Raw genomic sequence first — 12,301 nt, forward strand, 5'->3', positions numbered from 1 at the left:
GCTTTTTGTTTTCCGGCTTATTTTCCCTGGAGCGCCTCAGAGGCACTATCAGGGCGCGATTGGTGAAACCTGCCATAAGCCCCAATAAAAGTTGCATTCTCTCAACTCATCTCTTCTAAGCGGCGTTATGAGTAGGCTAAAGACAATCTCCCTACCTATCCCCCATAGAAGACAATCCAGAGTGATAACTGCAAAAGCAGATGCTGACCGCTACTGGCTAGAAGCCTAGACCAAACACTCGATAGAAAGGCGGTTATCGACACCCACCTCCCCTAAGGAAACGGCGGAAATGGCTTCTAAGCAGCAACTTAGGCAGATATCCCCCCTTAGTCGGATTGTCGCTCTGAACGAACTGTCAAACCGAGTTGAATGTCCTATGGCCAAATCTTAGAAACAAAAAAGCCAGTCACTAGGACTGGCTTTTGGCAACCCATCTTATTCTCAAGATAAGTTATTCGGCTGGCGTGTAAACCACTTCCGCCTGAGCCTTCAGCGCGGCGATAAGCGCGCGGTAGTCGTTCTCACTGTACTGAGAGTTCAAACGTTGCTTAAGGGCCGTAACCAGGCTCTCATCTACGCTCTCGGCTTGATTCACCTTATCGAGAATCACCACGGCATAGCCGTTAGCCAGGGCCGCAGTATCAACCACAAACTGCTCGGCTGGCTGGGCCATCTCGAACGCTTTGCTAACGATAGAGGTATCTATGCCTTGCTCGCCACGACTTAGCTGAGTGCGAGTGATCATCTCGGCCGGGATCTCACCGCCCTTGATCGCTGCCATCATCTCTTGTGCCTTGTCGCGCGCCAGCTCGTTAGCCTTATCTTGCTTGAGACGCTCGACAATGGTCGCCTTCACGTCGGCAAACTCCATGGTGCCCGCCGCAGCGTGCTTATTCACACGCACCACGACCACATGGTTATCACCCAGCTCGATCACATCACTGTTCATGCCATCGAGCAGAACCGTGTTAGAGAAGGCGGCCTTAAGCACATCGGCAGAGTTTAGTGGCTCTGGCGCATTGTCACGAGTAAATACAGGGCTGGTCTTAACCGCAACGCCCACTTCTTTAGCCGCTTCGGCTAGGGTATCGGGTACTTCGTAGCTCACGTCAGACAGGCGCTGTTGCAGGGTATAAAACTCGTTAACTGCCTTGTCTTGCTGGATCTGGGCAACGATCTTGTCTTTTACAGCCTCAAATGGCGAGGTCGATGCCGCTTGTAGATCGAGCAGCTTGATGATGTGGTAACCGAAGCTGGTCTTCACTATGTCTGAGTACTGACCTTTTTCCAGTGCGAATAGCGCCTGGTCGAAAGGCGCTTCCATCACGCCCTGTTCGAACCAATCCAGCTTACCGCCCTGCTCACCGCTGAAGCTGTCATCTGAATCACTCTTAGCCAGCGCCTCAAAATCTTCACCCGCCTTGAGCTTAGTCATGATAGCTTCGGCCTTAGCCTTAGCTGCATCTTCATCATCACCCAGGCTCACCAAGATATGGGCGGCCAGACGCTTCTCAGGCTGCAGGTACTGCGCCTTGTTCTCGTCGTAATAGGTCTTAGCTTCTTCATCGCTTACCTGAATCGCCGAGGCCAATTGATTAGCACTTAGCTCGATATAATCCAGCGCAATGGTTTCAGGACGCACAAACAGCGACTGATTTTGCTGATAGTAGGTATTCGCTTCTTCGTCACTCACACTTACTGCGGCCAGCATAGGCTCGGCATCGACCACATGGTAACGAATGTCACGGGTTTGCCCCTGGATCTTGGCCAGATACTCGGCTTCACCAGGCAACACAAATTCAGAACCTACAACGGTCACCACTAGCTGACGACGTGTCATGTCACCACGCATCATGTCGCGGAAGCTGTTGGCTTGATAGCCCAGCTGGCGAATTAGCGCAAGGTAACGGTCGTTGTCAAACTTACCGTCGGTTTGGAAGGCAGGCTCATTCATGATAGCCGTCTTGATCTGTTGATCAGACACTGTAAGCCCTAAGTCGGCAGTGGCTTGATCCACCAACTTGTCGGCGATCAGGCGCTCTAATACATTCTGCTTAACGCTAGCCAGGTAGCTTTCGTTGCTGGCCAAGGTGTCGTACATATCACCCAGTTGCTGCTCTAATCGAGCACGCTCGCTTTGATAGGCTTGCTCCAGTGCAGATTTACTGATCTCTTCACCATTAACCGTAGCCGCGCTCGGCTCCGAAGATGAACCCAAATAGCTACTCACGCCAGTAAATGCAAAGGACAAAATGACAAGAACGAGAATGCCTTTAGCAATCACGCCCTGTGAGCCTTCGCGAATCTTTTCTAACATCAGACTTCTCGCTCGTTGCAATAAAAATAAAAAGGCGCATCACCTATTGGAGGATGCGCCATTTTTGTAATTTGTAGACCTAGTTTACACAGTGCGTAATGTTAGGCCAACGGCTTGATAATGAGGGTTACATTATCAAAACCCCTACTCGTAAAAAGCACTGTCTAAACAGTGCTTATCAAACTACTCGTAAGGTTTACAAAGGCCACCTTAACTAAGTGTGTCTTAGTTTACAGCGTCTTTAAGTGCTTTACCGGCCTTGAATGCTGGAATGTTTGCTGCAGCAATCTTGATCTCTTTACCAGTCTGTGGGTTGCGACCAGTACGCTCTGCGCGTTGACGCACTTCAAAAGTACCAAAACCAACTAGAGAGATTTTATCGCCATCTTTTAAGCCATCAGTCACAGCAGAAATAAAAGAATCTAGAGCACGACCAGCGGCCGCTTTAGAGATATCAGCACCAGAAGCGATTTTCTCGATTAGTTCAGATTTGTTCATGTCATCCCCTTGAATTTAATTTTTGCGCCGCAACCAAATCCTTCTCTAGAGCGGTCTGCGGAGGCTTTTTATAACAAGCTTGAAACTAAAGTTCAAGCCAAATAGGAAAACCTAAGAAATAAAATTGGAATAAGCCTAAAAACCAGCAGCGCCAAGGGCTGCAGCTAAAATGCTATCCACAGACCTAGGCTACCACAGGTTTAGATTTTAAAAAGCCCCTTTTTGCATTTTTTTTAATGCAAATAGGCATTTTCTTGCGTTAGACCAAATTTTTAACAACTTCAAAGCCTTCGATTGGTCGTTCTAGCGCCAGCTTAAGCACCTCATCCACCCAACGTACGGGTCTGATCTCAAGGTCGGCCACGACATTGGCTGGGATTTCCTCGAGGTCACGCTCGTTCTCCTTAGGAATAAGCACCAGCTTAGTTCCGCCGCGATGAGCCGCCAGCAGCTTCTCTTTCAGACCGCCGATTGGCAAGACCTCACCACGCAGGGTGATCTCACCCGTCATGGCCACATCGGCGCGCACAGGGTTACCTGTCAGGCTAGAGACCAAAGCAGTACACATGGCCGCACCGGCAGAAGGACCGTCTTTCGGCGTAGCTCCCTCAGGCACGTGCACGTGAATGTCACGCTTCTCGTAAAAATCTGGGTTGATGCCCAGCTGCTCGGCGCGGGCACGTACCACTGTCATGGCCGCCTGAATCGACTCCTGCATCACGTCACCTAATGAGCCAGTGTAGGTCAGCTTGCCCTTACCCGGCACAGAGGTGGCCTCTATGGTCAACAGATCGCCCCCTACTTCGGTCCAGGCTAGGCCTGTCACCTGGCCAATCTGGTTGTTCGACTCGGCCTTACCGTAGTCGAAGCGCTGCACGCCGAGGAAAGACTTGAGGTTGTCTTGGTTGACATCCACATGCTTCACCGACTTGTCCAGCAGGATCTGTTTAACTACCTTACGGCAGATCTTAGACAGCTCGCGCTCAAGTGCACGCACACCTGCTTCGCGGGTGTAATAGCGAATGATGCCGATAATGGCGCTCTCATCGACGTTGACTTCGCTGGCCTTGAGGCCGTTACGCTCTATCTGTTTAGGCAACAGATGCTGCTTAGCGATGTTGAGCTTCTCATCTTCGGTGTAACCCGACAGACGAATCACTTCCATACGGTCGAGTAGCGGGCCAGGAATGTTCATCGAGTTAGAGGTCGCCACAAACATCACATCAGAGAGGTCGTAATCGACTTCCAGGTAGTGATCGCTAAAGGTCGCATTCTGCTCAGGGTCTAACACCTCAAGCAGCGCCGACGCCGGATCACCACGCATGTCGCTGCTCATCTTATCGATCTCATCGAGCAGGAAGAGCGGGTTCTTAACGCCAACCTTAGACATCTTCTGGATCACCTTACCCGGCATTGAGCCGATATAGGTACGGCGATGACCACGGATCTCCGCTTCATCTCGCACGCCGCCGAGCGCTACGCGCACATACTTACGGCCGGTCGCCTTGGCGATAGATTGCCCCAGAGAGGTCTTACCCACACCCGGTGGCCCCACGAGACACAGGATAGGTCCCTTAAGCTGTTTTACACGGCTCTGCACCGCCAGATACTCGAGGATGCGCTCTTTAACTTTTTCCAGACCATAATGGTCTGTGTCCAGCACATCCTGGGCCTTGGCGAGATCACGCTTGATCTTAGAGCGCTGTTTCCAGGGCACAGAGATCATCCAGTCGACATAGCTGCGCACCACAGTGGCCTCGGCGGACATAGGCGACATCATCTTCAGCTTGTTCAGCTCAGCGGTGGCCTTCTCTTTGGCCTCGCTCGGCATGCCGGCTTCTTCAATCTTGCGGGTCAGGGTCTCAAACTCGTCGTGAGACTCGTCGATATCCCCAAGCTCCTTCTGAATCGCCTTCATCTGCTCGTTGAGGTAATACTCGCGCTGACTCTTCTCCATCTGCTTCTTCACGCGGGAGCGAATACGCTTCTCCACCTGCAGCAGATCGATCTCTGACTCCATCATGGCCATCAGATATTCGAGGCGCTCGGAGACGTTAACCATCTCCAGCACCGCCTGCTTATCTTCAAGCTTAAGTGGCATATGGGCCGCCATGGTATCGGCAAGGCGCGCGGCTTCATCGATCCCCGACAGTGAGGTTAATACCTCTGGCGGGATCTTCTTGTTTAGCTTGATATAACCTTCGAACTGACCGATGGCCGATCGCACCAATACTTCCTCTTCCTTATCGGCAAGTTCTTCCGATTCGAGGTATTGGGCGGTCGCCACAAAAAATTCGGTTTCTTGAGTGTACTTGTCGATACGGGCACGCTGGCCACCTTCGACCAGCACCTTCACTGTGCCGTCAGGCAGTTTGAGCAATTGCAAGATAGAGGCGACGGTTCCGACCTCGAAGATATCATCGCTGGTCGGCTCATCTAATTCAGCATCGCGCTGGGCCACTAATATAATCTGCTTATCTTGCTCCATAGCTGCTTCCAGGCAGCGAATAGATTTTTCCCGACCGACAAACAGGGGAATAACCATATGGGGGTAAACCACCACGTCTCTCAATGGCAGTACCGGGAGTTCGATTCGCGCTTCACGCTCTAAGGTCATAGCTCGATTCCGTTTGGTAACAATATTAATGAGTATATTGGGGTGTTTCAGTGGGTTTCAATGGCAAATATAAAAAAAGGAGCCCAGTGGACTCCTTTATGTTTATTTCGCTTCACGTTAGCCGAATTATTGTTCAGCCACCGCGGCTTGCGTCTCGTTGGCTTCGTAGATGAGGATAGGAGCGGACTCGCCCTTAACCACAGACTCATCGATAACCACCTTGGCCACGTTCTCGGTCGATGGCAGGTCGTACATGATGTCCAGTAGAATGCCTTCGACGATTGAACGCAGACCGCGAGCCCCTGTCTTACGATCCATCGCTTTCAGGGCAATTGCCTTGAGGGCATCTTCTCTGAACTCAAGCTCAACCCCTTCCATCTCGAACAGGGCGGCAAACTGCTTAGTCAGCGCATTCTTTGGCTCAGACAGGATCTGAATCAGCGCCGCTTCATCCAGCTCGGCCAGGGTTGCCAGCACAGGCAGACGACCGATGAACTCAGGGATCAAACCATATTTCACCAGATCTTCAGGTTCAACCTGCAGCAACACGTCTGAGATAGTCGCCTTATCTGCCTCGCCTTTCACCTCGGCGCCGAAACCTATGCCGGTACCGACATGAGAGCGCTGCTCGATCACCTTCTCTAGGCCCGCAAAGGCGCCACCACAGATGAAGAGGATCTTAGAAGTATCGACCTGCAAGAACTCCTGCTGTGGATGCTTACGGCCGCCTTGAGGCGGTACGGCAGCCACTGTGCCTTCGATCAGCTTAAGCAGGGCCTGCTGCACACCTTCACCAGACACGTCACGGGTGATTGATGGGTTATCTGACTTACGGCTGATCTTATCGATCTCATCGATATAGACGATACCACGCTGGGCCTTCTCGACATCGTAGTCACATTTCTGCAGCAGCTTCTGAATGATGTTCTCGACATCCTCACCCACATAACCGGCTTCTGTCAGGGTGGTGGCATCGGCCATGGTAAAAGGCACATTCAAGAACCGAGCTAAGGTCTCGGCAAGCAGCGTCTTACCACTACCCGTTGGGCCAATAAGCAAGATGTTACTCTTACCTAGCTCGACACCATCTTTAGGGGTGGCATTCTTTAAACGTTTATAGTGGTTATATACAGCAACAGATAAGACTTTCTTCGCCTTCTCTTGACCTATGACATAGTCGTCAAGATGCGCTCTGAGCTCATGTGGCGTAGGTAATCTATCTTGATCTTGCTTTGGCGATATCTCACGTATCTCTTCACGGATAATATCGTTGCAAAGCTCTACACACTCGTCACATACATACACAGAAGGGCCGGCGATGAGCTTACGAACCTCATGCTGACTCTTTCCACAAAAAGAGCAGTACAGCAGTTTCCCGCTATCACCGTTACTTTTGTTGTCGCCCATTAGTTTACCTCTTTTGCAGTTTCACTCACTGCACAATTCTTCTCTTACGCCTTTTACTGATCATAGCTCAGCAAGCGACAAATATCAGCCTCGTTTATCGAGCACAGAGTCAACCAATCCGTACTCTGCGGCCTCGGTTGCACTCATGAAATTGTCACGATCCGTATCGCGCTCGATCACTTCCAGCGGCTGGCCTGTATGATCGGCAAGCATCTGGTTCAGCTTGTTCTTAATGCCCAAGATCTCTTGTGCATGAATCGCGATATCAGAGGCCTGGCCCTGGAAGCCACCCAATGGCTGATGGATCATTACACGTGAGTTTGGCAGACAGTGACGCTTACCCTTGGCACCACCGGCAAGCAGGAAGGCGCCCATACTGGCGGCCTGACCGATGCAGACTGTGCTGACATTTGGCTTAATAAACTGCATGGTATCATAAATCGCCATCCCCGCAGTGACCGAGCCACCAGGAGAGTTAATATAAAGATAGATATCTTTATCTGGGCTCTCAGACTCGAGGAACAGTAGCTGAGCCACAATCAGGTTAGCCATATGCTCTTCAACCTGACCAACGAGAAAGATCACCCTCTCTTTGAGCAGACGAGAATAAATATCATATGAACGTTCCCCTTTGGCAGTTTGTTCAACGACCATAGGCACAAGTGCATTCAGTACTGATTCTGGCGCATTTTGCATTATTAACTTCCCTAAATAAAAACGGCCCGCATGAGGAGCCTCATACGAGCCATTATAAATGGCTAACAGCCATTTAAGTCAAGCATAGGTTACGCGCGACCGGTAGCCTTGTTCATAAATTCTTCGAATTGAACTGCTTTCTCGGTAACCTTGGCAGTTTTCAGCAGTGCTTCAACAGCTTGCTCTTCTAGCGCAACGTTACGCATGTTCTGCATCATCTCTTGGTTGTTATTGTAGTATTCAATAACTTCCTGTGGATCTTCATAGGCAGAAGCCATAGAAGCGATCAGCGCTTGAACACGTTCGTCGTCAGCTTTCAGCTCGTTAGTCTTGATCACTTCGCCAAGTAGCAGACCCACTTTTACGCGGCGCTCGGCTTGCTCGGTGAACAGGTCAGCTGGTAGCTCAGGCATGTTAGCGGCTTGGTTGCCGAAACGCTGCATAGCTTGTTGACGCAGAACGTTGACTTCGCCATCGATTAGTGCCTTAGGCAGGTCGATTTCGTTTTGCTCAAGCAGACCGTTTAGCACTTGATCTTTGACGTTAGCTTTAAGCGCTTGCTCAAGCTCACGGCTCATGTTCTTACGGATCTCAACTTTCAGCGCTTCTAGGCCGCCATCGGCAACGCCGAACAGCTTAGCGAACTCGTCGTTCACTTCTGGTAGGTTAGCCGCTTGTACTTCTTTCAGAGTAATAGCGAACTTAGCTACTTTACCCTTCAGGTTTTCTGCGTGGTAGTCTTCTGGGAAAGTCACGTCGATATCGAATGTTTCACCGGCTTTGTGACCTTCAACACCAGACTCGAAACCTGGGATCATACGGCCGCTGCCTAGTTGAAGTTCGAAATCTTCAGCCTTGCCGCCTTCGAACTCTTCACCGTCGATAGAACCAACGAAGTCGATCTTCGCCTTGTCGCCTTCGGCAGCTTCACGCTCAACCGCTTCGAACGTAGCGTGTTGCTTGCGCAGCGTTTCGATCATTGCATCAACGTCTGCATCGGTAACTTCGGCAGTTGGTTGCTCAACTTCAATCGCATCTAGGCCTTTTAGTTCTACTTCTGGGTAGATTTCGAAGGTAGCAACAAACTGGAAGTTTTCAGCGTCGGTTTCACCAGGAACGAAAGTTGGTGCACCGGCTGGGTTCAACTTTTCTGCGATGATGGCTTCGATAAAGTTACGTTGCATTACTTCGCCAGTGATCTCTTGACGAATCGCTTTACCATAACGCTTGTTGATCACGCTTACAGGTACCTTGCCTGGACGGAAACCAGGAATACGTGCACGCTTAGCTTCATTTTTCAAACTATCAGAAACGGCTTTTTCAATCTGCTCAGCAGGAACAGAGATAGTTAGGCGGCGCTCTAAACCTTGTGTTGTTTCTACAGAAACTTGCATTGTTTTACCTCGAAATATGTCAAACGTCTTTTGTAATAGCCGAATCATCAACTATTAAGGTATTCGTTTCTTGATCTAAAAAAACGACTAAAATGCCTTGGTAACTGGGTTTGGCAGTCGTCGCACATAGTTGAAATTTATCAAGACGCGACATTATAGCCACGGTTTTCGGCATAGTCGAGCCTCAAAGCTCTAATTACGGACGTAAAAAAAGCGACCAGAGGTCGCTTTTTTATTTTCTTCGAAAGAAGTGGGGTGACTGATGGGACTTGAACCCACGACAACCGGAATCACAATCCGGGGCTCTACCAACTGAGCTACAATCACCACTGATTTGGTACGCCCGGCAGGATTCGAACCTGCGGCCATCCGCTTAGAAGGCGGATGCTCTATCCAACTGAGCTACGGGCGCGTCGTTATGAACTTGGTTCATATCCTAACAGGGCAAATAACGTCTCCACGTTATTTTAAAATTTGGTCGGTGATAGAGGATTCGAACCTCTGACCCTCTGGTCCCAAACCAGATGCGCTACCGGACTGCGCTAATCACCGAGAATCTTGCTTCCTGACGATACTCTGGGTGTCGTCGAGAACGGAGCGCATATTATCCCCTCATATGGTTAGCGTCAACGATTTTTTTGCAATGCCGACGCGCCTGACTATTTAAGCAGCTATCCGCAACTTTATTAAGCAATTCGCGCAAATATCTACGGGATTAATCAGTTTCATCCCCCTAAATATCCTTTTAAGCGTAGTGAGACATATCCCAACCCCATCCTATATTATCCATATATTAGAACTGACTGTTATCGAGCTAAGTCAATGACAGTTTCCGCCCCCCCTGTTAAAATGTCGCCGATTTTTTATTATCGCGCCATATTAAGGAAATCCACCCCCCATGACAGCACAAATAATCGATGGCAAAGCGATTGCTCAATCCATTCGAAAGCAACTGAGTGCCAAAGTAACCGCCCGCAAAGAGGCTGGAAAACGTGTACCGGGATTAGCCGTTATCTTAGTGGGAGCCGATCCCGCCTCTCAGGTCTATGTCGGCAGTAAGCGCCGCGCCTGTGAAGAGGTTGGCTTCCTATCACAATCTTTTGACCTGCCGACCGAAACCTCGGAAGCCGATCTGCTGGCCCTGATCGACAAGTGCAACGAAGACCCGAGCATCGACGGTATCTTGGTCCAGCTGCCGCTGCCGGATCATATCGAAGAGTCGAAGGTGATCGAGCGTATTCGCCCGGACAAAGATGTCGACGGTTTCCATCCTTATAATGTGGGTCGTCTGGCTCAGCGCATTCCAGTACTGCGTTCTTGCACGCCAATGGGGATCATGACACTTATCAAGTCCACCGGCGTAGATACCTATGGTCTGGACGCAGTGGTCGTTGGCGCCTCTAATATCGTTGGCCGCCCGATGACGCTAGAGCTGTTATTAGCCGGCTGCACTACCACTACCTGTCACCGCTTCACTCGCGACCTTGAAGACAAGGTGCGCCGCGCCGACCTGCTGATCGTCGCCGTGGGTAAGCCGAACTTTATTCCAGGCGAGTGGATTAAACCGGGCGCCATCGTTATCGACGTGGGCATCAACCGCTTAGAGAGCGGTCAACTCGTGGGCGACGTGCAATATGATGTGGCCGCCGAGCAAGCCAGCCATATCACGCCAGTACCGGGCGGTGTAGGTCCTATGACCATCGCCAGCCTGCTGGAAAACACTCTGTACGCCGCGGAAAACTATCACGACTAGCTTTCTCGACTAAGCTTTCTCGACTAACGTCGACGGCTAAATGTCGACAAGTATTAGCCGTCTGACTTGATTCACTAAGCGACAGATACAAAAAAGCCTGCATATTGCAGGCTTTTTTACGCTTGTCACTTTTTAAGTGACGGCAAACGTCATAACGATTTACTTCTTACGCCAGGTCGTTCCTTCCGGGCCATCTTCAAGGATCACCCCAAGGGCATTGAGGCCATCACGCGCCACATCGGCCGCGGCCCAATCCTTCTCTGCGCGGGCACGGTTACGTTCGGCGATCAAGGCTTCGATCTGGGCCACCTCATCATCGCTGCCCTCTCCTTTAAAGAAACCATCGACATCCTGCTCTAGGATCCCCAGCACGTCACCCAACTGCTTCATGCTAACACCCAGGGCAGAAGCCGCCGCTAGGTCATCAACTTTTAGACGGTTGATCTCACGGGCCATGTCAAACAGCACTGAGTAGGCCTCAGGCGTATTGAAGTCATCGTCCATAGCCTCTTTAAACTTAGCCACATACTCGCTTGCTGGCGCTGCCTCGACGCTCAGGTCCAGTCCCTTCAGCGCGGTGTAGAGACGCTCTAGCGCAGCCTTAGCCTGCTTTAGGTTATCTTCCGAGTAGTTCAGCTGGCTGCGGTAGTGACCAGACAGCAGGAAGTAACGCACGGTCGAAGCGTCATAATGCGCGAGGACGTCGCGAATGGTGAAAAAGTTATTGAGCGACTTGGACATCTTCTCCTTGTCCACCATCACCATGCCGGTATGCATCCAGTAGTTCACATACGGGGTGTCGTGGGCGCAGCATGACTGAGCGATCTCATTTTCATGGTGAGGGAACTGCAGATCAGAACCGCCGCCATGAATGTCGAAATGCTCACCCAGATGCTTGCTGTTCATCGCCGAACATTCAATATGCCAGCCTGGACGACCAGGGCCCCATGGCGAATCCCAAGTTGGCTCGCCCGGCTTAGACATCTTCCACAGCACGAAATCCATAGGATCGCGCTTGTTCTCGTCCACTTCTACACGGGCCCCAGCCTGCAGTTGATCCAGGTTCTGACCAGAGAGACGACCATATTCAGGGAAGGACGCAACGCTGAAGAGCACATCGCCATTGTCGGCAATATAGGCATGATCACGCTCCAATAGACGCTCGACCATCTCGATGATCTCAGGCATATGCTGAGTCGCACGAGGCTCAAAATCGGGGCGCTTCATGTTCAGCGCGTCGAAGTCGTGATACATCTCTTGGGTCAGACGCTCGGTAAGGGCGTCGCAGCTCTCGCCATTCTCGGTGGCGCGCTTGATGATCTTATCGTCGACATCTGTGATGTTACGGTGGAAATTCACATCATAGCCGATATATCTCAGGTATCTGACGATCATGTCAAAAGCAACAAACGTACGTCCGTGACCAATATGACACAAATCATAAATGGTAACCCCGCAGACATACATGCCGACTTTACCTGGCTGTATTGGCTTAAATTCCTCTTTTTGGCGGGTAAGACTGTTGTATAGCTTCAACATTGATATTCTCTACAGATAATTGACAACAAATAGGCCGCTCAGTCTACCACCTGAAAACGGCCGCTTCCAGCGTGATTGCG

General features: G+C 50.7%; 8 protein-coding genes and 3 tRNA genes. 1 reads left to right on the top strand and 10 read right to left on the bottom strand.

The window, feature by feature from the left end:
- Window positions 1-451 precede the first annotated feature (451 nt).
- The 9 genes from K0I31_RS13050 to K0I31_RS13090 all read right to left on the bottom strand — a co-directional run bounded on the left by K0I31_RS13050 (window position 452) and on the right by K0I31_RS13090 (window position 9,481).
- Entirely contained in the window at window positions 452-2,317 is a 1,866-nt protein-coding gene (locus K0I31_RS13050) for a SurA N-terminal domain-containing protein (protein ID WP_220078663.1), read from the bottom strand.
- A gap of 225 nt (window positions 2,318-2,542) precedes the next feature.
- Entirely contained in the window at window positions 2,543-2,815 is a 273-nt protein-coding gene (locus K0I31_RS13055; RefSeq protein WP_011866302.1) for an HU family DNA-binding protein, read from the bottom strand.
- A gap of 259 nt (window positions 2,816-3,074) precedes the next feature.
- A complete protein-coding gene (gene lon, locus K0I31_RS13060) occupies window positions 3,075-5,432 on the bottom strand; it encodes an endopeptidase La (RefSeq protein ID WP_011866303.1) in 2,358 nt (785 codons plus the stop codon).
- A 126-nt stretch (window positions 5,433-5,558) separates the two neighbouring features.
- Complete coding sequence (gene clpX / locus K0I31_RS13065) at window positions 5,559-6,839, bottom strand: ATP-dependent protease ATP-binding subunit ClpX (RefSeq protein WP_011866304.1); 1,281 nt, start codon at window positions 6,837-6,839, stop codon at window positions 5,559-5,561.
- Between the two features lie 84 nt (window positions 6,840-6,923).
- Window positions 6,924-7,535, bottom strand: a complete 612-nt coding sequence (gene clpP, locus K0I31_RS13070; RefSeq protein ID WP_011866305.1) for an ATP-dependent Clp endopeptidase proteolytic subunit ClpP — start codon at window positions 7,533-7,535, stop codon at window positions 6,924-6,926.
- A gap of 89 nt (window positions 7,536-7,624) precedes the next feature.
- A complete protein-coding gene (tig, locus tag K0I31_RS13075) occupies window positions 7,625-8,929 on the bottom strand; it encodes a trigger factor (RefSeq protein WP_220078664.1) in 1,305 nt (434 codons plus the stop codon).
- A 251-nt stretch (window positions 8,930-9,180) separates the two neighbouring features.
- Window positions 9,181-9,256 (bottom strand) — tRNA-His (locus tag K0I31_RS13080).
- A gap of 8 nt (window positions 9,257-9,264) precedes the next feature.
- Window positions 9,265-9,341: transfer RNA gene (locus K0I31_RS13085), tRNA-Arg, on the bottom strand.
- Window positions 9,342-9,404: 63 nt separating this feature from the next.
- Window positions 9,405-9,481, bottom strand: a tRNA-Pro gene (locus tag K0I31_RS13090).
- Window positions 9,482-9,827: 346 nt separating this feature from the next.
- Here K0I31_RS13090 and folD point away from each other — a divergent pair.
- Window positions 9,828-10,682, top strand: coding sequence for a bifunctional methylenetetrahydrofolate dehydrogenase/methenyltetrahydrofolate cyclohydrolase FolD (gene folD / locus K0I31_RS13095; protein WP_220078665.1), 855 nt, complete (start codon window positions 9,828-9,830; stop codon window positions 10,680-10,682).
- A 159-nt stretch (window positions 10,683-10,841) separates the two neighbouring features.
- Here folD and cysS read toward each other — a convergent pair whose 3' ends face one another.
- Window positions 10,842-12,221 (bottom strand): cysteine--tRNA ligase, encoded by a 1,380-nt coding sequence (gene cysS / locus K0I31_RS13100; RefSeq protein ID WP_220078666.1) that lies wholly within the window; start codon window positions 12,219-12,221, stop codon window positions 10,842-10,844.
- Between the last annotated feature and the right edge of the window lie 80 nt (window positions 12,222-12,301).

This window comes from Shewanella spartinae (assembly GCF_019457555.1).
GTDB lineage: Bacteria > Pseudomonadota > Gammaproteobacteria > Enterobacterales > Shewanellaceae > Shewanella > Shewanella loihica.